At 62.2% G+C, this 20448-nt stretch carries 21 protein-coding genes; 9 read left to right on the top strand and 12 right to left on the bottom strand.

What is annotated here, in order from left to right; translation table 11 throughout:
* From tnpC to CRO18_RS18705, 3 genes are all read right to left on the bottom strand, one after another.
* Window positions 1–1194, bottom strand: a 1194-nt coding sequence (gene tnpC / locus CRO18_RS17985; protein WP_097083156.1) for an IS66 family transposase, incomplete at its 3' end; no start/stop codon positions are given.
* A gap of 79 nt (window positions 1195–1273) precedes the next feature.
* Window positions 1274–1627 carry an IS66 family insertion sequence element accessory protein TnpB gene (tnpB, locus tag CRO18_RS18710; RefSeq protein WP_212710197.1) on the bottom strand — a complete coding sequence of 118 codons (354 nt, stop codon included), beginning with the start codon at window positions 1625–1627 and terminating at the stop codon, window positions 1274–1276.
* Window positions 1624–1998, bottom strand: a complete 375-nt coding sequence (locus tag CRO18_RS18705) for a transposase (protein WP_143128684.1) — start codon at window positions 1996–1998, stop codon at window positions 1624–1626. The genes tnpB and CRO18_RS18705 overlap by 4 nt, the downstream gene beginning before the upstream one ends.
* A gap of 137 nt (window positions 1999–2135) precedes the next feature.
* Between CRO18_RS18705 and CRO18_RS17975 the strand changes: the two genes are divergently transcribed.
* Complete coding sequence (locus tag CRO18_RS17975) at window positions 2136–2381, top strand: hypothetical protein (RefSeq protein ID WP_097083155.1); 246 nt, start codon at window positions 2136–2138, stop codon at window positions 2379–2381.
* A 118-nt stretch (window positions 2382–2499) separates the two neighbouring features.
* Window positions 2500–4752 carry a molybdopterin-dependent oxidoreductase gene (locus CRO18_RS17970; protein WP_097083154.1) on the top strand — a complete coding sequence of 751 codons (2253 nt, stop codon included), beginning with the start codon at window positions 2500–2502 and terminating at the stop codon, window positions 4750–4752.
* A gap of 45 nt (window positions 4753–4797) precedes the next feature.
* On the opposite strand, the gene CRO18_RS17965 is transcribed toward CRO18_RS17970, so the two are convergent.
* The 6 genes from CRO18_RS17965 to CRO18_RS17940 all read right to left on the bottom strand — a co-directional run bounded on the left by CRO18_RS17965 (window position 4798) and on the right by CRO18_RS17940 (window position 12048).
* The gene (locus CRO18_RS17965; RefSeq protein WP_097083153.1) at window positions 4798–7047 is read right to left on the bottom strand and encodes a PAS-domain containing protein; all 2250 of its coding nucleotides are present in this window, start codon (window positions 7045–7047) and stop codon (window positions 4798–4800) included.
* Window positions 7040–8197 (bottom strand): FIST N-terminal domain-containing protein, encoded by a 1158-nt coding sequence (locus CRO18_RS17960; protein ID WP_097083152.1) that lies wholly within the window; start codon window positions 8195–8197, stop codon window positions 7040–7042. The genes CRO18_RS17965 and CRO18_RS17960 overlap by 8 nt, the downstream gene beginning before the upstream one ends.
* Window positions 8198–8232: 35 nt before the next feature.
* Entirely contained in the window at window positions 8233–8940 is a 708-nt protein-coding gene (locus CRO18_RS17955) for a response regulator transcription factor (RefSeq protein WP_097083151.1), read from the bottom strand.
* A 160-nt stretch (window positions 8941–9100) separates the two neighbouring features.
* Window positions 9101–10876 (bottom strand): PQQ-dependent methanol/ethanol family dehydrogenase, encoded by a 1776-nt coding sequence (locus CRO18_RS17950; RefSeq protein WP_170952731.1) that lies wholly within the window; start codon window positions 10874–10876, stop codon window positions 9101–9103.
* A 127-nt stretch (window positions 10877–11003) separates the two neighbouring features.
* Window positions 11004–11402 (bottom strand): cytochrome c family protein, encoded by a 399-nt coding sequence (locus tag CRO18_RS17945; RefSeq protein ID WP_097083150.1) that lies wholly within the window; start codon window positions 11400–11402, stop codon window positions 11004–11006.
* Between the two features lie 106 nt (window positions 11403–11508).
* Complete coding sequence (locus CRO18_RS17940) at window positions 11509–12048, bottom strand: tetratricopeptide repeat protein (RefSeq protein ID WP_097083149.1); 540 nt, start codon at window positions 12046–12048, stop codon at window positions 11509–11511.
* A 116-nt stretch (window positions 12049–12164) separates the two neighbouring features.
* Between CRO18_RS17940 and CRO18_RS17935 the strand changes: the two genes are divergently transcribed.
* From CRO18_RS17935 to CRO18_RS17915, 5 genes are read left to right on the top strand one after another with little or no spacing between them, the layout of a single operon-like run.
* Window positions 12165–13328 (top strand): ABC transporter substrate-binding protein, encoded by a 1164-nt coding sequence (locus tag CRO18_RS17935; protein ID WP_097083148.1) that lies wholly within the window; start codon window positions 12165–12167, stop codon window positions 13326–13328.
* A complete protein-coding gene (locus CRO18_RS17930) occupies window positions 13329–14291 on the top strand; it encodes a YVTN family beta-propeller repeat protein (protein ID WP_097083147.1) in 963 nt (320 codons plus the stop codon). It begins immediately after the preceding gene.
* 9 nt (window positions 14292–14300) lie between these two features.
* Window positions 14301–14753: a hypothetical protein gene (locus CRO18_RS17925; RefSeq protein WP_097083146.1), complete on the top strand. Its 453-nt coding sequence runs from the start codon at window positions 14301–14303 to the stop codon at window positions 14751–14753.
* A complete protein-coding gene (locus tag CRO18_RS17920) occupies window positions 14746–15468 on the top strand; it encodes an ABC transporter ATP-binding protein (protein WP_249276112.1) in 723 nt (240 codons plus the stop codon). Before CRO18_RS17925 ends, CRO18_RS17920 begins: the two co-directional genes overlap by 8 nt.
* Window positions 15465–16253 (top strand): ABC transporter permease, encoded by a 789-nt coding sequence (locus CRO18_RS17915; protein WP_097083144.1) that lies wholly within the window; start codon window positions 15465–15467, stop codon window positions 16251–16253. The genes CRO18_RS17920 and CRO18_RS17915 overlap by 4 nt, the downstream gene beginning before the upstream one ends.
* Window positions 16254–16260: 7 nt before the next feature.
* Here CRO18_RS17915 and CRO18_RS17910 read toward each other — a convergent pair whose 3' ends face one another.
* From CRO18_RS17910 to CRO18_RS17900, 3 genes are read right to left on the bottom strand one after another with little or no spacing between them, the layout of a single operon-like run.
* A complete protein-coding gene (locus tag CRO18_RS17910) occupies window positions 16261–16854 on the bottom strand; it encodes an ATP-binding cassette domain-containing protein (protein WP_076483056.1) in 594 nt (197 codons plus the stop codon).
* Window positions 16851–17678, bottom strand: coding sequence for an ABC transporter permease (locus tag CRO18_RS17905; RefSeq protein WP_097083143.1), 828 nt, complete (start codon window positions 17676–17678; stop codon window positions 16851–16853). Before CRO18_RS17905 ends, CRO18_RS17910 begins: the two co-directional genes overlap by 4 nt.
* A 3-nt stretch (window positions 17679–17681) precedes the next feature.
* Window positions 17682–18674 carry an ABC transporter substrate-binding protein gene (locus CRO18_RS17900; RefSeq protein WP_097083142.1) on the bottom strand — a complete coding sequence of 331 codons (993 nt, stop codon included), beginning with the start codon at window positions 18672–18674 and terminating at the stop codon, window positions 17682–17684.
* A gap of 189 nt (window positions 18675–18863) precedes the next feature.
* Here CRO18_RS17900 and pedF point away from each other — a divergent pair, with 189 nt between their 5' ends.
* Both pedF and CRO18_RS17890 read left to right on the top strand, forming a co-directional pair.
* Window positions 18864–19553 carry a cytochrome c-550 PedF gene (gene pedF, locus CRO18_RS17895; RefSeq protein WP_097083141.1) on the top strand — a complete coding sequence of 230 codons (690 nt, stop codon included), beginning with the start codon at window positions 18864–18866 and terminating at the stop codon, window positions 19551–19553.
* Window positions 19550–20446 carry an ABC transporter substrate-binding protein gene (locus CRO18_RS17890; protein WP_097083140.1) on the top strand — a complete coding sequence of 299 codons (897 nt, stop codon included), beginning with the start codon at window positions 19550–19552 and terminating at the stop codon, window positions 20444–20446. The genes pedF and CRO18_RS17890 overlap by 4 nt, the downstream gene beginning before the upstream one ends.
* Window positions 20447–20448 lie beyond the last annotated feature (2 nt).

Genomic DNA, 20448 nt, shown 5'->3' with positions numbered 1-20448 from the left:
GGCGGAGCGGTCTTGTCGGGCAGCCAATCGCGTTGCGGGATCTCCGCCGCGGATCTCGGCCTCAATGGCGTAGAGATCGCGGATGAGGGTCACACATTCTTCGGCAATCGGCGCGGGTCCGGTGCGGCTGATCTCGATCAGTTTGCGGCGCGCATGGGCCCAGCAATGCGCGAGTTGGATGCCCGGATCGATCCGGTCCGCAGCGATCAGGCGGTTATATCCGGCATAGCCGTCAACTTGCAGAATGCCGTTAAAACCCTGCAAGATCCGCTCGGCATGCTGCCCGCCGCGACCGGGGGCATAGGTAAAGACCACGCCCGGAGGTGCTGCGCCGCCCCAAGGCCGGTCATCGCGGGCAAGGGCCCAGAAGTATCCGGTCTTCGTTTTTCTCCGCCCCGGATCGAGGACCGGGGCGCGGGTCTCGTCCATAAAGAGCTTCGTTGACCGCTTCAGATTGGCCATCAGCGCATCATAGACGGGTCGGAGCTCAAAGGCGGCGCGACCGACCCAATCCGCAAGGGTGGAGCGGTCGAGGTCGACGCCTTGACGGCTGTAGATCTGGGCCTGACGATAAAGCGGCAGGTGATCGGCATACTTGCCGACCAGCACATGGGCAACCGTGGCTTCGGTCGGCATGCCACCCGGGATCAGCCTTGCTGGTGCGGGGGCTTGCGTGACACCATCGGTGCAAGAGCGGCAGGCATACTTCGGGCGGCGTGTGACGATGACGCGGAACTGGGCGGGCACAATGTCGAGCCGCTCCGAGACGTCCTCACCAATGCAATGCAGGCAGCCTCCGCAGGCGCAGATCAGGCTGTCCGGTTCGATGATCTCTTCGATGCGCGGCAGGTGCTTGGGCAATGCACCACGGTTGGCAGCACGCGGTTTGGCGGGGCGCTTGGCGGCGCAATCCTCGGCGCTTGCGGCAAAACGATCCCCCGGATCGTTTTGTGATCCGCTGCGCTCCTCGGCATGGACCACTGCCATGGCCGTTTCGAGGTCTTCCAACGCCAGTTCGAACTGATCCGGATCGCTCTTCTCCGAACGTCGCCCGAAGGCCGCCTGCTTGAAGGCTGCAACCAGCTTCTCCAGCCGGTCGATCCGCTCGTCCTTGCGCTGATCGCGCGCGTCTGCGGCGATCAACATCGCCTTCAGCGCAGCAATTTCTTCAAGCAGATCAGCGGTTTTCGGCATGGCGCAGGTCTATCATGGCTGCCCTGCCGATGCCCGCCCAAAGCATCAACCGAGTCATCCTGCCACAGGGCAAAACCGGTCATTCCACCGCCTTGGGAGCCTTCGCCTCTATGGCCCGAACGCGGCGCCAGTCGAGCCCCGCGAACAGCGCCTCGAACTGCGCATGGTTCATCACCATCAGCCCATCCTTCACGGCGGGCCAGGTGAAGCTGTGCTCTTCCAGCCGCTTGTAGGCCATCACCAGACCCGTGCCGTCCCAGTAGAGCAGCTTCAGTCGATCCGCCTTTTTCGCCCGGAATACGAAGACCGTCCCGGTGAATGGATCTTTGCGCAACTCGTTCTTCACCATCGCCGCCAAGCTGTCATGGCCCTTGCGGAAGTCTATGGGCTTGGTCGCCACCATGATCCGCACCCGGTTCGACGGGATGATCACGGGCGGGCCTGCAGCGCCATGACCAGTTCCGCAACTCGGGCCGCAGGTGTGGCAGCATCCAAGCGCACCGTCACCGGCCCGATCATCAGATCAATCGATGCCGTCGCCGTCACTGTCGCGACGACCATCTGCGAGGCCACGGGCGCCGCAAACTCCGCCCCCAAAACCTCGGGCACAACCAGTTTGCCCTGCCGTGCCAAAGTCCGCCACGACGACAGATGGTTGGCCCTCACCCCATGCCGACGCGCCACTTCGTTCACGGTGACGCCCGGCACCAGCGTCTCGGCAACGATCCGCCCTTTCGCCTCGTCAGACCAGCGCCGCTTGGCCCCCGGAGCCGCCAAAAGCTCCACGAACCCAACGGGCTCCATACTGCGCTCCCGATGGACACCCACTGATACCTCCCGTGCAAATCTCCACACGGGGCCCCATCGCAGCTTACGGATTCAGCGGGAAGGTGGGGCCAGAACAGCGCTTACGCCATTCGGGCTCAAGCAAGAGGTTTAGTATGTATAGACGCCGCATTTCTGTGGCACGTATTGTTGCGCGCAAAGCGCAGATACGCCTAGGGGGCATGGCATCGCCCTGCCGCAGCCAAGCCTTCCAAGACACCCTTAAAACATTGGAAAATATAGAAGGTCTTGACGAAACAGAGCGCCTTCTGGTCGCCTTCAAACAACAAGACGGGCTCAGTTCGCGCCGCATGGTTGACCTGTTGCGGCGCCATTTGAAAGATGTGACAGAGCGCAACTGACCCGCGCGGCCAAGCCACCCGTCTGCGCGTCAATCCATCGTCTCGGCCTCATACCGCGCTTCCCTTGGTTGCGCGAAACCGGGTAGATTGACGCCGGAAGACATGAAGAGACGGGCAAATGGCAGATCAGTCAAAGCGGCACACAAAGGTAACCACAAGCCATTGGGGCGCCTTTGAAGTGGATGTCGAAGCGGACCGGATCATCGCCACCCGCCCCTTTGTCGAAGACCCCGCCCCTTCAGCCATTGCCAAAGCGATCCCCGCCGCCGTGCATCACCGGTCCCGCGTCGCGCGCCCCTCCATTCGGCGCGGCTGGCTTAAGGGGCGGCGGCACGAAGGGCGCGGCAGTGACCCATTTGTCGAACTGCCGTGGGATGAGGCGCTTGACATCGCGGCGCAAGAGATTGATCGCATTCTCAAAACACATGGCAATGAGGCGATCTTTGGCGGCTCTTACGGTTGGGGCTCGGCCGGGCGCTTTCACCATGCGCAAAGCCAAATTCACCGCTTTCTCAATAGCATCGGCGGCTATGTTGCCTCTTTTGGCAGCTATTCCACCGGCTGCGCGCAAGCGATCATGCCGCATATCTTTGGCGTCAATCTCCTATCGCTGCTTTATGAGCATCAAGACAGTTGGCAAACCATCCTAGAACATACCGAAACCTTGGTGATGTTTGGCGGGATCAACGCGAAAAACGCCCAAGTCAGCATGGGCGGCATCACCCGGCATGAAACGCTGAGCTGGTTTGACCGCTTTGCCGAAAAAGGGATGCATTGCCTCAACATTGGCCCGCAGCGTGGCGATGCGCCTGCGGGTTGCGATTGGATGCCGGTGCGCCCCGGCTCTGACACCGCGCTGATGCTGGCACTTGCTTATGTGCTCGAAAGCGAGGGGCTGGCCGATCAGGCGTTTTTGCAAAGCCATTGTGTGGGTTACGATCAGTTCCGCCCCTATCTGATGGGCGAAAGCGATGGGGTGCCGAAAACGCCCGATTGGGCCGCGCCTTTGTGTGGGGTGGCGGCAGATGATATTCGCGCGCTCGCCCGGCGCATGGCCACAACCCGCACGCTGATCACCGTCGCATGGTCTTTGCAGCGCGCCGAACATGGCGAACAGCCCTATTGGATGTCTGCTGTTTTGGCGGCGATGCTCGGCCAAATCGGCCTGTCCGGTGGTGGTGTGGGCTATGGCTATGGGGCGATTGGCGGGGTCGGCAAATCGCTCTTGGGGCTTTCAGGCATGACATTGCCGCAACTGACCAACCCGGTCTCCACCTTCATCCCGGTCGCGCGGATCGGTGACATGCTGCGCAGCCCCGGTGCGACCTATGATTTCAATGGGCACCAAATGCGCTACCCCGATATTCGGCTGATCTATTGGGCGGGCGGCAACCCCTATCACCACCACCAAGATCTGAATGCCCTGCATGACGCGTGGCAAAAGCCCGAAACGGTGATTGTGAATGAGCCGTGGTGGACCGCCACAGCCCAGCGCGCCGATATCGTATTTCCGGCGACAACGCCCTATGAGCGCGAAGATATCGGCCGCACCAACCTTGATGACTATCTCTTTCATATGCCGCAACTGATCCCGCCGGTGGGCGAAGCGCGCGATGATTACGCGATCTTTTGCGGCTTGGCGGAACGGCTCGGCGCGGGCACGACCTTTAGCGAGGAGCGCAGTGCCGCAGACTGGACCGAAGCGCTTTATGCAGACTATCGCACAGCGGCTTTGGAAAAGGGCGTCGCGGTGCCAACACTTGACGACCTCAAGGCGCGCAACTGGGTGCGTTTGCCGATTGAGGTGGAGGGCCCAAACCAAACGCTTTTCGCGCCCTTCCGCGCAGATCCGGCAAACCACCCGCTCCCCACACCTTCGGGCCGGATTGAGATTTTCTCCGCCACGATCGAAGGCTTTGGCTATGCAGATTGCCCCGGCCATCCGGTCTGGCTGCCGCCCACAGAATGGCTGGGCACCGCCACCAAGGCCGCGCCCTTGCATCTTGTCTCGCCCCAACCCGGCGACAAGCTGCATAGCCAGCTTGAATGCGCCTTGGCCGATGCGGCAGGCGCGCGCCCTGCCCCGCTGCTGATCCACCCCGAAGACGCAAAAGCACGCGGACTGAACACCGGCGATCTTTTGCGCGTGTTCAACGCGCGCGGGGCCTGCCGCGCCCGCGCACAGGTGTCTGATGCGATCTTGCAAGGTGTGGTGGCGCTGCCGACTGGCGCGTGGATGGGGGGCCCGAGGGAAGAGATTGATCCAAACGGCAACCCCAATGTGCTGACACAGGATCGGGGCACCTCCCGCCTTGGCCAAGGCTGCGCCGCGCATAGCGCCTTGGTGGAGGTTGCGCACCTGCGCGACTAGCCTTCATTCACGCCAATTCTTGGCGGCGGAAATCCACGCAAGGCCTCAAGCCTTTCGCGCAGGAACGGCGCCGAACAAAAACTCTTCCAGCGCATCGGTGGGGGTTGGCTTTTGCAGCACCCTCACGCCCAGCGCCTTGGCGCGTGCCCGCATTTCCTCGCTGCGATCTGCGGTTACAAGCCGCGCGGGCACTTGGCCCAGCATATCTTGCAGCTTTTGAAGGCATTCCAACCCGTCAATTCCGCTCCCCAATTGGTAATCAATCAACAGCCGATCCGGCTCCACCCCGGTCGAGGCGATCAAATCCAACGCCTCTTCACCACTGCTGACATCCAGCACGCTTGCACCCCATTTTTCGAGCAACTGCACCATAGCGCGCGAAAGTTCCGGGTCATTTTCCACCAGCAACACCAAAACATCGCCCGCCTCTGGGTCTCGCCCCATCGCCGCATCCGCTTCGGGTTCTTGGCTTGGCTGTTTGCACGCTACGGCAAAATCAAGCGCAAAGGTGGAACCGCGCCCAGGTGCGCTTTGTAGTGAAAGTGGATGGCCAAGCAAAGCGGCGGCCCGGTCCACAATGGCAAGGCCAAGCCCCATCCCCTCAGAAGCTGAGGCATGAGCATCCACACGATGAAACTCGCGAAAGATCAGTTCTTGCTCGGCCTCTGCGATGCCCAGACCGGAATCGCGCACCTCGACACGCCATTGCCCACCACGCTTGCGTGCCGCCACCAGAACGCTGCCCGTTTCGGTATAGCGCAGCGCATTGGAGATCAGGTTTTGCAAGATACGCCGCAGATAGGCCCGATCCGAGATCACCATCGCCTCGGTTGGACGAATGCGCAGCCGAAGCCCCTTGAGCGCGGCGGCGGGGGCAAATTCATCGGCCAATTGCCGAAACACGGGGCCCAGCGCCAAGGGCGCAGGCTCAATCGCCGCGCGGCCAGATTCCAGCCGGGAAATATCCAAAAGCGCACCCAAAATCCCCTCGACCGACATCAGCGCGTTTTGCGCCTTATCAAGCGTGCGCCCTGCCGCCTCCGTCAGCGCATCATCGCCAAGCGAAGCAAGATAGAGTTTCGCCGCCGAAAGCGGTTGCAGAAGGTCATGGCTTGCCGCCGCCACAAACCGCGCGCGTGAGGCATTGGCGCGTTCGGCACTCGCCAGCGCGTCTTCCAATTCCCATGTCCGCTCTGTCACCCGCGCTTCCAGCGTTTCATTGGCGCGGCTGAGTTCGGCCAAGGTCGTCCGCATCTGGGTAATGTCTTCCAGCGACAGCACAAACCCACCGTCGGGGAGTTCCTTGGCAAAGATTTCATAGACTTGGCTGCCCTCGCGCGTGACCTCCATCTGGAAGGTCTCTGGGCGCTGGGCGCGGCGCACCCAATCGGACAATTGCCGCACGCTTTGTCCGCCGGGGAAGGTGAAACGACCGCTTAAGAGGGTCAGGATCTCGTCAAAATGCATCCCCGGCCAAACCGCGCCGGGCGTCAGTTTCAAAAACTCCACAAGTCGGTCGTTCCAAACCAAAAGATGCAGCCGCAGGTCAAACTGGCACACGCCGATTTTAAGGTGCTCAAGCGTGGGGCGCAGCACGGCGGCTTGATCATCGCGCAACTGGCCGCGCGCGGCGCGTTCGCGGCGCACAAGGTCCGTGACCTCGGTTTGCAAGATCACCGTGCCACCCTCGTGAGTGCGGTGCTCAGACACCTGCACCCAGCGGTCTTCGCCCATCTGCTGGGTCAAAATGAAATGGTGCTGCTGGTGACGCGCGAGCCGCATCCGCCGCCAATCCGCGCGGTTCATGCCCGGTGGCATCCCCAAATGCGCCGACCCTGCCGCGCAGTCGATATACTGCGTGAAACTTAGCCCCGGCTGCATTTGCGCGCGAATATCGGGCAAGAGCGCGTTGAACCGTGAATTGCACAGCACCATCACGTCGTTCGCGTCAAAAAGCGCAAAGCCTTCCTGAATGGTTTCAATCGCAGAGGCGAGGTTTTGCCGCGCGGCCTCTGTTTCGCGATGCGCCTTGGCTAGACGAGCGTTCGAGGCATTGAGCAGATCAAGCGCACGCTCCAAGTCGCGGGTGCGGTCGCGGACCTGATCTTCCAACATGGCCGCGCGCTGAAATTGCGCCCAAGCGGCGCCGCGATCTTCGGTGGTTTCCTCAGCGCGGCGGATGAGCGCCTCGACAATCGTCAAAAGCTTCTCGGTCTGCCGCTCGGGCGGATCATTGCGGTCCAAAAGCGCGCGCGCGGCGTTCAGGCCAACCGGGGGGCTGCAAGGGTCATTCATGCGCGGCCTCCGGGGCAAAGAAAGCAAGGCCGGTCATCGTTTGGTTCACATGCATCGCGCCCACCTGCTCGCCATAGGTAGAAAATCCGCAGACCTGATGCGCCGCCATAATTTCAGAAAGCGCGCGCCCCAACTGGCGCCCTTCCGCCTCAAGACGGCGAAAGAAGCAATCAAACGCCAAAATCGCGCGTGGGGCTTGCGGGCGGGAAAGATCCTCCAGCGCACCGCGCAGATGCGCGACCATATCGCCGGGGCGCGCAAGCGTCAGCACCAGCCCTTCGTCAATCGCGGCAAAGAACATCAACCCGCCATCGGGCGCGACTTGCTGGATTGAGCGCACATGATGCCGCCCGCCCGCCCGCACCAGCACCGGATGGGCCGCGAAGGTGTAGGGGGTGAGTTGCTCAAGATCGAGGCCCAGCATGCGCGCATATTCTTGTGCGGCCGGCTCATCATTGATCCGTGCGACGAGCCGCTTTGCCGGATCTGCGCGCGTCACCACCATCCGGCGTGTGGTCGGCGTTTGATGCGCAAAACAAAATGGCCGCAATTCATGGGCTGAACGGATCAAGGTCAGCACCGCCGCATTCTCGCGCTGCGCCCCGCGCGCAAAAACCTGCGCGCGTTCAAACTTGGCGGCATCGCCCGCAGAGCCGCCCACGACCGGCACCGCGCCCAACCCACCAGACAGCGCCCCAAGAAGCGCATCTTCCTGCCCCGAAAGACCGTCAATCAGCAACACAGCCACTTCTTGGGTCCATTCCGGAGCGCGGCGCCCCAAAGCTTGGCGAGCGCGCAGCAAATCCGCGATCAACAGCCGGGGATCAAGCGCCTCCAAATGCTCGATCACCACCTGCTCAACCTCAAAACTCGCAGCAGGCAGGGCAAAGGCCACAATCTGCCCGGTGTCATAGCCCTGCGCCGTGATCTCGCCCGAGGTGGTGCAACCACAGGTGCGCGCGGGGGCAAACACCGCCTGCGCGCGGGCCACGAAATGGCGCAGATCGGCCTCTGGGCTTGCAAACAAAAACACCTGCGCAAATGGGCCGGGGCCAAGCGCTTCGGCCAGCGCTGCAAGCGGGTCTGGCAGATGTGCAGGCACAGAGGCATGCACCGGGCCCAGATCGGGCGCGGGGGTCTTGGGGTCCATCGCAGCTCCTCCCTGATGCGCGGTGGAACCTTAGGTTAGGGCTTGCGCCATGCTTCGGGCAAGGGGGACGTGCTGGCTTCGCGCGCAAGCAACACCGCTTGCGTGCGCGAATAAACGCCCAGCTTGCGCATGATCGCGGTGACATGGGCCTTCACCGTGGTTTCCGCAATCGACAGATCATAGGCGATTTGCTTGTTCATCTTGCCCGCGCAGATCTGGTCCAAAATATTGGCCTGCTGCCGGGTCAACAGGCTCAGCCGTCGGATCGCATCATCTTGCGCGGTCATTCCATCGCCCGTGGCAAGGCTGTCGCCGGTTTGTTCGGGAACGAAAACCTCGCCCCGCGCAATCGCGGCAAAGGCCGCGCGAAACAGTTCCCGACGCGAATGTTTGGGCACAAACCCCGCCGCGCCTGCGGAAATGGCGGCGCGGATCACCCTGGGGTCATCAATTGACGAGACGACCACAATCGGCAGATCAGGGGCGGCTTGACGCAGCCGGGTGAGGCCATCCAGCCCGTTCACATCGGGCAGGTTGAGGTCGAGCACAATCACATCGGCGGAGGCGTCCTCCGCTTCCACCTGCGCCAAAGCACTTTCAAGGCAATCGGCATTCGCAATCGCTTCAATCCCCGCCACGGTTTGCAGCGTCATCGCCAGCGCATCGCAAAACAGCGGATGATCGTCGACAATCAACGCCGAGCGAAATTCTATGTGGCGCACATCTTGGGGGGCCATGGTCATCGGCGATCCTGTAAACTCTTCCAATCCTCGTACCCAAACCTAGCAAGCCGCGCGGTTGCCCCACATTGTCCAATGGTCGCATTCGGAGGCAGTTCAGGCAAGAAAAACGAAAAGACGCCCGGGTTGCCCCGGGCGCGCAAAGTTCCGTGAGTGGTGTGGCTCAGTTCACGCTGGCCAGCTGTTTGGGCAGACGGAAAGTCCAGACCGTGCCGCCTTGGTTGAGGTAGTTCACGCGCTTGGCAACCTCGCCGCCCCAAAGCGGCACCGCACCGCCCCAGCCGGAGATGACCGAGACATATTGCTCGCCATCTTGTTCCCAAGTGATCGGCTGGCCAACGATGCCGGAGCCAGTTTGGAACGACCAGAGCTTTTCGCCGGTTTCGGAATCAAAGGCCATGAACTCGCCTTCCGGGTTGCCGGTAAAGACCAGCCCACCCGCCGTGCTCATCACGCCACCCCACAGCGGGGCCGGGTTTTGATATTCCCATTTCACCTCGCCCGTGTTCGGGTCGATCGCCTTGAGCGAGCCAATATGGTCTTCAAAGAGCGGTTTGATCGTGAAGCCCGCCCCCAGATAGGCCGCGCCCTTTTTGTAGGAAATCGGCTCGTTCCAGATATCCATGCCCCATTCGTTCGAGGGCACATAGAAAAGGCCGGTTTGCTGGCTATAGGCCATCGGCATCCAGTTTTTGCCGCCAAGGAAGCTTGGCACCGCAAAGACTTGCTGACCCTTGCCGCCTTCGGCTGCCGCATCCGGGGCACCGGGGCGGTTGTTTTCATTATAGATCGGGCGGCCGTTTTCATCGATGCCGCTCGCCCAAGTGATGTCTTTCACAAAAGGATAGGCGGCGACGAATTTGCCGTCTTCGCGGTTGAGGATGTAGAAAAAGCCGTTGCGGTCGGCGGTGGCGTAGCGCTTGTTACCGTCGCGATCGACAAAGCCCACCACCTCGTTCACGCCGTCAAAATCCCAGCCTTCGCGCGGGGTGGTTTGGAAGTGCCACTTGATCTCCCCCGTCGCCGGATCAATGCCCAGACGCGAGGCGGCATAGAGGTTGTCGCCGGTGTTGCCTTCAACCGGGGTGCCCGCGTTGCGCAAATGGCTGTTCCACGGCGCCGGGTTGCCCGCGCCAAAGACCAGCGTATCGGTATCGGCATCATAAGCGCCACCGAGCCACGTGGCCCCGCCGCCGGTTTTCCACATATCCCCCGGCCAAGTCGCATTGAGCGTGCCGGTCATGGTGGAAGGCTCGCCGTTGAGCGTGCCAATGTGGCCCTCGATGACCGGGCGGGTCCAAACGAGTTCGCCGGTGGCCGCATCGCGCGCTTGCACTTCACCCACAATGCCGAATTCACCGCCCGAATTGCCGGTGATCACCAGCCCATTCACGATGAGCGGCGCGGCGGTGTAGCTATAGCCTTCCTTGTAGCTCGCGATTTTCTTGTTCCAGACCACGTCGCCGGTTTTGCGATCCAGCGCCACGATCCGCGCATCGAGCGTGCCGAAATAGACATTGTCGCCATAGATCGCCGCACCACGGTTGATCACGTCACAGCAGGGCAAAATGCCTTCGGGCAGGCGCGCATCATATTGCCAAAGCTCTTTGCCGGTATGGATATCAATCGCGTAAAGGCGCGAATAAGAGCCGGTGATATACATCACCCCGTCATAGACAATCGGCTGGCTTTCTTGGCCGCGCTGCTTCTCGCCGCCGAGGCTAAAGGCCCAAGCCGGAACGAGATTTTCCACATTGTCGCGGTTGAGCGTGGTCAGCGGGCTGAAGCGTTGCAGATCGCGCCCCATGCCATTGGTGAGCACATCGCCCACGGTTTGCTGATCGGCGCGCAGATCCTGCTCGGTAACCTCTGCTTGGGCGCCTCCCACTGCCCCCATGCAGGAAATGGCCAGCACCGTGGCCAGAACGAAACGGTTCATCGCGTAGTCCTCCCTGTCGTCCTGTCCACCTCTCGGGAAGGGGGTAGATCAGGCATTGGGGGAGTATCGGGCAGGGGCAAACGGGCGGGTATTGTCCATTGGTCTTACGACCCGCCCGATGCGATGCTTAGGGTTGCAAGCTGGCCAGATAGGTGACGATGAAATCTTGCACCGTCGGGTCAGTGATCCCGACATGGCGCATTTTCGTACCAGGCAGCAGCTCATCATTGGCTTCCATCCAGGCCCGAAGCGCGCCCGGCGTCCAGACAAAGCCCGCGCCTTGCAGGGCTTTGGAATAGGGATAGCCCGGGAAGGTGCCTGCGCGGCGCCCGACCACGCCCTCCAACAGCGGGCCATAGCTCGCTTTATCGGCATCGACCGAGTGGCAGCGGTGGCAATTGGCATCAAAGAACTGACGCCCGGCATCTACTTTGATGCGCTCCGTCGGGTCGGCCTGCGCCGTTTCGGCAAGCCCCGTGGTCAGCAGTGGGGCCAGCACGGCGGCTAGGATGAAGCTTCTTTTCATGGTCCGTCTCCTATCTTCGGCGCAGGTGCAGAATAGATCCGCGCCCTGCAGCCTCGGTTGATCCGTATCAAGACCGCCATAAGACTTTGGTCGCAGATCGGGGGGCTTAGCCCTGTGGCAAGTAGCGCGCTTCATCGGCATCGGGGGTCACCGCGCGCCAATCATAGTCCGCGTCGCGCAATTGCTGTGCCTGCGCGAGCCCAGCCTGCGCAGCACTGTCAACCATCGCCCGGCCCGCCGCAATATCGCGCGGGCCGCCACGCCCGCGCAGCAAATCCAGCCCGTGGTTGAATTGGCCAATCGGGTCGCCCGCCTCTGCCGCGCGGCGGTCCCAATCGGCCGCCTTCGCCGGGTCTTCGGGCGCACCAAGACCGTTATCTTCAAGGGCGCTCATCCATGTCATCGCCCCGGTCCAACCCTTTTCGGCACAAAGGCCAAACACTTCGCGCGCACCGCTATGATCGCCCGATTTGGTGAGGAAATAGCCCGAGGCACAGTTCATCATCGACGCTTCGCCGCGCTCGGTGTCGCGCAGCACCCGCTCAAGGCTCATCTCCGGCGGGTTCAACTCTCCGCCCGCCTCCTCAGCCAAAGCGGGGGTGAGCGCGCAAAGAAGCCCAAGGCCGGTGTGAAAAAGTGCCTTCATGGTTTCCTCCTTGTTGCTTTTGGCAGGCTAGCACGGCGCCCAGTGCCGCTTCCCTAGACCTTGGTCGTATTGCGCCCGCGCACGGGGGCGGATGGACTGCGCGAAGGGAGAGAGACATGAAACTTCTGGCAACAGCGGCGGCTTTGGGGCTGGCTTGCGCTTCGGCGCAGGCCGAGGCCCTGCGGCTCGATTGGATCGAGCGGCAAGTTGTGCCGCCGCCAGTGCTGTCAAACCTGCAAGGCGACCCAGACGACCTTGGTCTTGCCGGGGCGCGGCTGAGCCTGAAAGACATTGCCAAAACAGGCAAATTTCTGGGCATCGACTGGGCGTTACAAGAAACCGTCGTGCCGCCCGAGGCGGATTTTCTGGAAGCTGCAAAAGCCGCGCTTGCCGATGGCGCGCAAATCTTGATCACCCGCGCCCCGGCAAAGGATTTGCTAGCCTTGGCCGATCTGCCGCAAGCGCAAGGCGCGCTGATCCTCAACACTGGTGCCGATGAAACGCGTTTGCGCGGCGCGGATTGCCGGGCGAATGTGCTGCACACCTTGCCCTCGGTCGCGATGCGCACCGATGCTTTGGTGCAGCTTTTGGTCGCCAAACGCTGGACGGATTTGGCGCTGATCACTGGCCCCCAGCCAGAAGATGCGGCCTATGTCGAGGCGCTGAAAGCGAGCCTCACAAAATTTGGCCTTTCCCTGAGTGGGGAAAAAGACTGGCCGCTTACCGCCGATATGCGCCGCTCTGGCGCGGCGGAGGTGCCGCTTTTCACCCAAGACCTGCCCAAACATGACATTTTGCTTGTGGCCGATGAACGTGGCGATTTTGCCCGCTATTTGCCCTTTAACACATGGCTTCCTCGGCCCATCGCGGGCTCGGAAGGGTTGGTACCGCGCGGCTGGTCGGGCGTGGTGGAACAAAACGGTGCCGCGCAATTGCAAGACCGCTTCCGCGCCGCCACTGGCCGCGAAATGCGCGCCGAAGATTATGCCGCTTGGGTGGCTGTGGCGGCGATTTCCGATGCCCGCACCCGCGCGGGATCGGCCACGCCGGAAGCCCTGCGCGCCTATCTGACCTCAGAAAAAGCGCGGATCGCGGGGTTTTTGGGCCGTCCGCTGTCGTTTCGGCCGTGGGATGGGCAGATGCGCCAACCGATCCCGCTGGTGACCGAACGCGCGGTGATCGCGCTCGCGCCGCTTGAAGGCTTTTTGCACGCGCATAACGAACTTGACACGCTCGGCCCCGACCGCCCCGAAACCCTTTGCAATGCCTTTGGAGGCTAAATGCTGCGCGCCCTTTTGCTGACCACGCTCCTTGCCTCTCCGGCCTTGGCCGATGAAATTTGGGTGACGAATGAGGCCGATGATACGGTGAGCGTGATTGATGTGGAAACGCTGGAAGTCACCCACACTTATCCTACCGGCGAGCGCCCGCGCGGGGTGACCTTTTCGCGCGATTTCAAACGCCTTTATATCTGTGCCTCAGATAGCGACGCGGTGCAGGTGATGGACCCGGATACGGGCGAGATTTTGCACGATCTTCCCTCGGGCGAAGACCCAGAGCAATTCGTGATCGCGCCGGATGATCGGCTTTTGTACATCGCCAATGAAAACGATGCCGTGACCACGGTGGTCGATACGCAAAGCCGCAAGGTGGTGGCCCAAATTGATGTGGGCATTGAGCCAGAGGGGATGGGCATTTCCCCCGATGGCAAGGTTCAGGTCACCACCTCAGAAACCACCAATATGGCGCATTGGATCGACACAGCGACCCACGAAATTACCGCCAACACGTTGGTGGATGCGCGCCCGCGCCATGCGGAGTTTTCCCCCGACGGGGGCGAGCTTTGGGTGAGTTCGGAAATTGGCGGCACGGTGACGATCTTTGATACCGCCACGCAGATGGAAAAGGGCAAGATCGCCTTTGAAATCCCCGGTATCCGGCCCGAAAAGCTGCAACCCGTGGGGATGCATTTTTCGCCCGATCACACCAAGGTTTTTGTGGCGCTGGGGCCTGCGAACCATCTCGCCGTGGTCGATGCAGCAAGCTTTGATGTGGAAGAGTACATCCTTGTTGGCCGCCGCGTCTGGCATATGGCGCTATCGCCTGATGAGACCCTTCTTTTCACCACCAATGGTGTTTCGGGCGATGTGACGGCGATAGATATCGCCACGCTCGCCCCCATTGCCACGATCAAAGTGGGCCGCTTCCCCTGGGGCGCGGCGGCCCGCCCGACTGCGAACTAAGGAGAGACGATGCGTTTTTTGCTTTCTTGCCTGCTGTTGGCCGGGCTCGCCACCACCCCCGTTTTTGCCGAAACGGACGACGATGATGATGAGATCGCCCGCCCCCTTGCCGGACTGATGGCCGCACCAAACCGGACAAAACTGCCCGAGGTGATGCTTTCGGTGGGCGAGCCTTTGGGCGGGCCGTGGGAACTGCGCTCGGGCGGGTATTACTCGGTCGAAATCACCTCAGATGGCTCGGGGGAAATTGGCCTTGCGGGGGCGGATTTTTTCCATGCGATCTGGGTCGATGAGGTGGTGATTGAGGGGTTGGAAGTGCGCCCCACCGGGCTCCATTCGCTTGAATTTGACGATCCCGGCACGATGAAAATCACCTTCATCGCGGTAAAACCGGGCAGCTATGCGCTTTCCATCCCCGGCTCAACCGGCGAAAGCCAGCGACTGGCGATCACCATTGAATGAGCCTGCGCTTGGCGTGGCGGGGCTCAGCCACCGCTGGGGCGCGAAGCTTGCGCTTGCTGAGGTGGGATTCACCCTGCCCGCGGGGCGGTTTTGCGCGCTTCTTGGCCCCAATGGCGCGGGCAAATCCACGCTGATGGCGGTGCTGACGGGGCTTATTCGTCCGCGCCCCGGTGTGGTGACGGTGGCGGGCGTGGATATGGGGCGCGCGCCGCGCAAGGCGCTGGCGGGGATTGGCGTGGTGTTCCAGCAGCCCACCCATGACCTAGACCGGACCGTGGCCGCAAACCTGCGCTATTTCGCGGCTCTGCAAGGGCTTAATCGGCGCGAGACCGAGGACCGGATTGCAGAAGCGCTCACCCGACTGGGCATGGCAGAACGCGCGGGGGAAAAGGTCGGCAAGCTCAATGGCGGGCATCGGCGGCGGATGGAGATTGCCCGCGCGCTGCTCCACCGCCCGAAGCTTTTGCTGCTCGACGAGCCCACCGTGGGGCTGGATGCGCCCGCCCGTGCGGCGATCACCGCGCATGTGCATGATCTGACCGCAACCGGGATCACCGTGCTTTGGGCCACGCATCTGGTCGATGAATTGCGCGACAGTGACGAGATGGTTCTGTTGCACCGGGGCACGGTCGCGGCCACGGGGGCCATTGGTCCCTTGCGGGGAGAGGTCCCGCTTGCGGATTGGTTTTTGGCCCGCACCGGAGCCGCGGCATGAGCGCGCTGCGCGCGGCGGGCGCGATTATGGCGCGCGAGTTGGCGCGGTTTTTGACCCAGCGCGAGCGGTTCTTTGCAGCATTGGTTCGCCCGCTGGTCTGGCTTGTCGTTTTTGCGGCGGGGTTTCGCGCGGCGCTGGGGCTGTCCATCATCCCGCCCTATCGCACCTATATCACCTACGAGACCTATATCGCGCCGGGGCTGTGCGGCATGATCTTGCTGTTTTCGGCGATGCAAAGCTCGCTGAGCCTCGTCAATGACCGCGAAAGCGGCACGATGCGACTGATGCTCACCGCGCCGTGGCCGCGTTGGTTTTTGCTCGGGGCAAAACTGGTAGCCGGGGCGCTGGTGGGGCTTCTGCAGGTCGCGGCGTTCTTGGGCATTGCTTACGTCTATGGCATCCACCTGCCGCCCTTAGGCTATATCACCGCCCTGCCCGCAGTGGTGCTCTCTGGCCTGATGCTTGGGGCCTTGGGGCTCTTTCTTTCGGCCCGTATTCGACAGTTGGAAAACTTCGCGGGGGTGATGAATTTCGTCATCTTCCCGATGTTCTTCCTGTCTTCCGCGCTCTACCCGATCTGGAAGATGCAAGAATCCTCGCCAGTGTTGGCGATGCTGTGCAAGCTCAACCCTTTCACCCATGCGGTCGAACTGATCCGTTTCGCGCTTTACCGCCAGCTTGAGCCGCTTTCGCTGGCGGTGGTGGCGGGGGCGACGGTGGTGTTTTTTGCGCTGGCGCTTTGGGGATTTGAACCGGCCCGCACACGCCCCCCGAAGCGCGACTAAAGCCCGATTAAAGCGCGGTGAGCCGCGCCGGGCGCCCGGCCAAAACCGCGCGCCGCGTGGCGAGCCGATCTAACTCCCGCACCGCATGCGAGGCCAGCACCACGGCGGGCTGGGTTTCCGAAATCAGCCGCGCGGTCAGTTCCAACAGATCATCCACCCGCTCGGCATCAAGCGAGACGAAGGGCTCATCCAAAATCAACAACTCAGGTCGCGAGGCAAAGGCGCGCGCAAGGCCCACTCGGCGCGCTTGGCCCAGCGACAATTGCCCCGGCCAATGCGCGCCATAGCCCGAAAGGCCAACCCGGCACAGCCAATGCTCGGCCTCGTCTTCGCTGGCCCCCGTGGGAATGGTAAGATTGTCGATCACCCGCCGCCACGGCATCAACACCGGTTCTTGAAACACCATTGCGCGGCGGCTCGGCGCTTGCATCTTGCCCTCAAAACGCGTGTCCACCCCCGCCAAAATCCGCAAAAGCGTGGATTTGCCGGTGCCCGAGGGCCCTTCGATCCCCAGCACTTCACCACGCGCGACCTCTAGGCGCAGCGCGCCCAAAACCTGCGTGGGGCCGAAGCGTTTTTCTGTCAGATCAAGGGCGATCATTCGCGTCTCCAGCGGGCTGCATGGGCGGTGAGCGGCGCAAGCACCAGCCATTCAATCGCCAGCATCACCAGCACAAAGGCCGACGCCCAAGCCAGCACCCCCGCAATGTCAAACATCTGGAAATTCAGGTGAATCCGAAAGCCGATCCCGTTGGAGCGGCCGAGGAACTCGACCACCAACACGACCTTCCAAATCAGCGCCAACCCGGCGCGCGCGGCGGCCAAGATATGCGGCATCAGTTGTGGAATAAGGATGTGGCGGTGGCGCGCAACAAAGCCCATGCCAAAGACCCGCGCCATTTCAGAAAGCGCCGGGTCACGCGCTCGCACGCCTTCACGCAGCATCACCGCAACGAGCGGCACTTTGTTAAGCGCGACAGCCATCACAGCCGCCGTTTCATTCAGCCCGATCCAAAGGTAGCACAGCACAATCAGCACCAGTGCCGGGATATTGTTCCAAATCGTCAGCCAAGGATCGAACCAGGCATTGGCGCGGCGCGAGAGCCCAAGCAAAATGCCCAAAGCCGCGCCAATACCCATTGCCAAGGCGAAAGAAAGCCCCACGCGCCAAAGCGTTGCGCCCAAATCGGGCAGCATTTTGCCCGAGGCGAGCCCCTCGAAAAGTTCGGGCAGCACCTGTTGCGGCCCGGGTGCATGGGCCGGGTCATCCAGCACGAAAGCCAGCCCCGCCCATAAGAAAAGCGCCGCAAGGATGGACACGACGGTCCGCCCCACAGTGCGCCAATCGGGCGCAGAAATGGCGTGAGCGGGCAGCGCGCTGCGCCCCCCGCTCGGAATGTGCCGTTTGCGCGCCAAGGCGATCATGGCTCAGTTGGTCAAGAACGTGCCGGGCGGCAAGTCTTTGACCGGGCCCAAAAGCTCTTCTCCGCCCAAGCCCGCCATGAGCTTGAGCATTTTATCGGCGGCGGCTTCATCCACCGGAGCTTGCGCCGGAATACCCTCGCGGAATCCCGCCACAAGCGCCACATATTGCGCATCCGACTTCACCCGCATGACATCGCGCAGCCGGGCGAAAGCGTCGTCATCGGTTGCGAGCATTTCCTTCGCCGCGCGGGAGGCCACGCGCAGCCCAGCCACCGCCTCGGGCTTTTCGGCCATCAGTTTTTCAGACAGAACATAGCCTAAAAGCGGGGTTTCCGGGTCAAGCCCCAGCGCCTGCGCGGCTTCGCCTGTGGTGACCAAAGATTCCATCCCGCGGGCCTGCATTTTCGCGCCAAAATGCCAGAAGTTGATCGCGGCATCGACCTCTCCCGAAAGCGCCGCTTCCATAATAAGCGGCGGCGCACCAAAGACTTGCTCGGTTTGAGCCGCCAAATCCATGCCGAATTCTTGCTGCGCATAGGCGCGCAGGATCAGCCAGCTTTTATCAAGCGGCCCACCTGCAATGCCGATCTTTTTGCCCGCGAGATCTTCCAGATCCATGATCCCCGATTGCGGCTTGACCAAAAGCCCGCCCACCGCGCGCGAATAGGGGATGAACGTGTAATCCCGCCCCTCGGCGCGCTGGCGCGCGACCCAAAACCAATCGGTCACAATCGCATCGGCCTCCCCGCCCAAAAGCGCGACCTCTGAGGCGGATTTGCCCGCAAGTGGCAGCACTTCAAGGTGAAAGCCATTGGCCGCGTCGAGCCCGTAATGGGCGATGGTATCCAGTTCCCAACTGACCGTGCCGCCTTGCAGCGTGGCGACCTTGAGAACCGGCAGATCATCGGCCAAGGCCGGGGTCAGAACAGGGGTTTGGGTCGTCAGCACGGCGGCAAGCCCGAGGGCCAGCGCGCCACGGCGCGTAAATCTGAGCATGGTCTCTCCTCCCTCATGCGTTGGGATCACGCTACCCGCCCCGGCGCCCGCCTTCCTATTAGACCATTGGACAATACGCGCAGGGGCCCCGCTCGGGCAGGATCGGGCCAAACGCTACCAAGGTCGAATGGAGCGACCGCGCCCGGTCCCGTTAATTGCTTGGCAGCACCGATCGAGAGGGAGAGAGAGATGCTTGACACCCGGACCCGCCGCACCCTTGCGGCGCTCATCCTAGCCGGCGTTCTGGCACCTGTGCAGGTGATCGCGCATGGCGATGTGGCCCCGCAGCCGATCAACACCGACGCGCTGCCCGATGTCGGCGAGGAATGGCTGACCGAAAACCCCTATCGCGCCGAGGCCGCAGGGGAAGAGGTTTGGCGCGCCGCCGTGCGGATTGGCGATTCCGGTTTCAACCAAAACTGTGCGCGTTGCCATGGGCTGGGTGCAGTCTCGGGCGGTTTGGCCCCCGATCTGCGCTTTTTGGAAGCCGAGGAATATGGCGATGAATGGTTCGCCGAGCGGTTCCAGCACGGCTACACCCAAGATGGCACCACCAAAATGCCCGCCTTTGGCGAGATTTTGGGGCAAAAGGCGGGTTGGGCGATCCGCACCTATATCGAGACCCGGCCTGAAGATGATGCGCTTGAAAGCCATGCCGCGCGGCTGCATGTGATCCGCGATGATCTGATGGCAGGCAAAGGCGATGCGGCGGCGATCCGTGAGGAGCTTTTGCAGGTGGCGGGAGAGGTCAAAACCTTCTCGGGGGCCCCAATCGCCGATAGCGCGGTAAGCCGTGCGGCGGAGGCGCTCACCGATGACCCCGCCAGCTTCAAACATGCGGCGGAATTGCTGACCCTTGGCCTTTCGGCGGCACAATGAGTGGGCGGGGGCGATCCCTTCTGGCTGTGCTGGCGCTGGCGGTTTTCCCGTTCGCCGCGCAGGCAGCTTGCGAGGGGATCTCCCCCGAACAACGGTTGCAAAACACCCCCCAGCGCGACCTTGGGCGCGATTTGGACCGCATCCGCGACGAGGGTTGGATCGAATTCGCGATGTATGAAAACTTCGCCCCTTGGTCTTGGGCCGAAGGCGGCAAGCCGCGCGGGATCGATGTCGAAATCGCGCGGCTGATTGCCGAAGATTTGGGGGTAACGGCTCGCATCCGGCTGGTCACGCCCAGTGAAACGCTGGACGCGGATCTTTTGAACTATGTCTATCGCGGCGCGGTTGTGGGCGGACATGTCTCCGATGTGATGCTGCACGCCCCTTATGATGTGGATTACGCCTGTCGCTTTGATCAGGTGGTCTTTACCGGCCAATATGCGACCGAGCGGCTGGCGATTGCTTACAAGCCCGCAGATTACCCCGAAAAGGGACCAACGCCCCCGGTCTTTCGGTATGATCCGGTGGGGGTTGAAAACGACTCCATCTCCGATTTTTACCTGACCTCGGTGGCGCATGGGGCGACCGCCGATAAGGTGCACCGCTACCCCACCACGGCGGCGGCGATGGCGGGCTTGAGCGCAGGCGAGGTGATGGCCGTGATGGGGCCGCGCGCCGAGATTGATGCGGCCCTGCAAGATGGCGAAGCGGTGCATGAGCCGCCGCTTTTGGGCCTCGCCCGCAACAGTTGGACCTTGGGCGTGGCGATTTCCTTCCAGCATCGGCCCTTGGCCTATGCGGTGGATGATTCAATTGCCGCCGCGCTTGAAGATGGCCGTATTGAAGCGATTTTCGCCGATTATGGCGCGGATTTCCGCGTGCCCCTGCGGTAGCC

The sequence above is a fragment of the Rhodobacter sp. JA431 genome (assembly GCF_900217725.1).
GTDB lineage: Bacteria > Pseudomonadota > Alphaproteobacteria > Rhodobacterales > Rhodobacteraceae > Rhodobacter > Rhodobacter aestuarii.
Note: the sequence above shows the minus strand (reverse complement) of the source record. Positions and strands in the feature narration are given on the sequence as shown.

What these genes read in the sequence shown, in the direction of transcription:
- CRO18_RS17940 (WP_097083149.1), bottom strand. Translation starts at nt 12,048, where the DNA reads ATGAAGGCACTTTTTCACACCGGCCTTGGGCTTCTTTGCGCGCTCACC.
- CRO18_RS17945 (WP_097083150.1), bottom strand. Translation starts at nt 11,402, where the DNA reads ATGAAAAGAAGCTTCATCCTAGCCGCCGTGCTGGCCCCACTGCTGACC.
- CRO18_RS17930 (WP_097083147.1), top strand. Translation starts at nt 13,329, where the DNA reads ATGCTGCGCGCCCTTTTGCTGACCACGCTCCTTGCCTCTCCGGCCTTG.
- CRO18_RS17935 (WP_097083148.1), top strand. Translation starts at nt 12,165, where the DNA reads ATGAAACTTCTGGCAACAGCGGCGGCTTTGGGGCTGGCTTGCGCTTCG.
- CRO18_RS17950 (WP_170952731.1), bottom strand. Translation starts at nt 10,876, where the DNA reads ATGAACCGTTTCGTTCTGGCCACGGTGCTGGCCATTTCCTGCATGGGG.
- CRO18_RS17915 (WP_097083144.1), top strand. Translation starts at nt 15,465, where the DNA reads ATGAGCGCGCTGCGCGCGGCGGGCGCGATTATGGCGCGCGAGTTGGCG.
- CRO18_RS18705 (WP_143128684.1), bottom strand. Translation starts at nt 1,998, where the DNA reads ATGGAGCCCGTTGGGTTCGTGGAGCTTTTGGCGGCTCCGGGGGCCAAG.
- CRO18_RS17890 (WP_097083140.1), top strand. Translation starts at nt 19,550, where the DNA reads ATGAGTGGGCGGGGGCGATCCCTTCTGGCTGTGCTGGCGCTGGCGGTT.
- CRO18_RS17900 (WP_097083142.1), bottom strand. Translation starts at nt 18,674, where the DNA reads ATGCTCAGATTTACGCGCCGTGGCGCGCTGGCCCTCGGGCTTGCCGCC.
- CRO18_RS17970 (WP_097083154.1), top strand. Translation starts at nt 2,500, where the DNA reads ATGGCAGATCAGTCAAAGCGGCACACAAAGGTAACCACAAGCCATTGG.
- CRO18_RS17905 (WP_097083143.1), bottom strand. Translation starts at nt 17,678, where the DNA reads ATGATCGCCTTGGCGCGCAAACGGCACATTCCGAGCGGGGGGCGCAGC.
- CRO18_RS17925 (WP_097083146.1), top strand. Translation starts at nt 14,301, where the DNA reads ATGCGTTTTTTGCTTTCTTGCCTGCTGTTGGCCGGGCTCGCCACCACC.
- CRO18_RS17965 (WP_097083153.1), bottom strand. Translation starts at nt 7,047, where the DNA reads ATGAATGACCCTTGCAGCCCCCCGGTTGGCCTGAACGCCGCGCGCGCG.
- pedF (WP_097083141.1), top strand. Translation starts at nt 18,864, where the DNA reads ATGCTTGACACCCGGACCCGCCGCACCCTTGCGGCGCTCATCCTAGCC.
- CRO18_RS17960 (WP_097083152.1), bottom strand. Translation starts at nt 8,197, where the DNA reads ATGGACCCCAAGACCCCCGCGCCCGATCTGGGCCCGGTGCATGCCTCT.
- CRO18_RS17955 (WP_097083151.1), bottom strand. Translation starts at nt 8,940, where the DNA reads ATGACCATGGCCCCCCAAGATGTGCGCCACATAGAATTTCGCTCGGCG.
- CRO18_RS17910 (WP_076483056.1), bottom strand. Translation starts at nt 16,854, where the DNA reads ATGATCGCCCTTGATCTGACAGAAAAACGCTTCGGCCCCACGCAGGTT.
- CRO18_RS17975 (WP_097083155.1), top strand. Translation starts at nt 2,136, where the DNA reads ATGTATAGACGCCGCATTTCTGTGGCACGTATTGTTGCGCGCAAAGCG.